The organism is Nocardiopsis sp. MG754419, from assembly GCF_018207095.1.
In the GTDB taxonomy this organism is placed as follows: domain Bacteria; phylum Actinomycetota; class Actinomycetes; order Streptosporangiales; family Streptosporangiaceae; genus Nocardiopsis.
Window position 1 is genome coordinate 1 of the sequence record NZ_QOCZ01000361.1, and the last position, 476, is coordinate 476.

The 476-nt window shown below is 67.2% G+C and carries 1 protein-coding gene; it reads left to right on the top strand.

Annotated elements, in window-relative coordinates:
• Positions 1-230: 230 nt before the first annotated feature.
• Positions 231-476, top strand: a 246-nt coding sequence (locus DSY14_RS28125; protein ID WP_211719605.1) for a transposase, incomplete at its 3' end; no start/stop codon positions are given.

Below are 476 nucleotides of genomic sequence, written 5' to 3' on the forward strand. Positions count from 1 at the left end.
GAGCTGGCCGCCATCTTGTCGGCCGGCGCCAGTCTTCCAGCACTCCGAGCGCGTACTCCCGGAGTTGCTCCGCGCACGCGTCACCGATCATGGTCCCCCCTCGTCTAACCTCGCGCTTTCACGAGGTGGAGTGTCCGAGGCTTGATCAAATAAGTGGAGAGTGCTCCTGACCTGCAACGATGGGACTTGTCTAGGGTCCTGTTGGCTGCAGGGAAAGAAGCACTCTCCAGGTGAAGAAGCGTATCGGGTCGTACCCGCGTGTCCGCATCGAGGGCGGCGGCCGGGCGGTGGTCTCGCAGGCCGGGGGCGTGCTGCTGGTCGAGACCGTCCGCAAGGCCGGCCTGGACACCGCGATATCAGCAGCGCTGACGCCGTGGCGGAAGGCTCGGGCGGTGCACGACCCGGGCAAGGTCCTGCTGGACGTGGCCCTGGCGGTTGCGCTGGGCGGCGACTGCCTCGCGGATGTCGCCATGCTG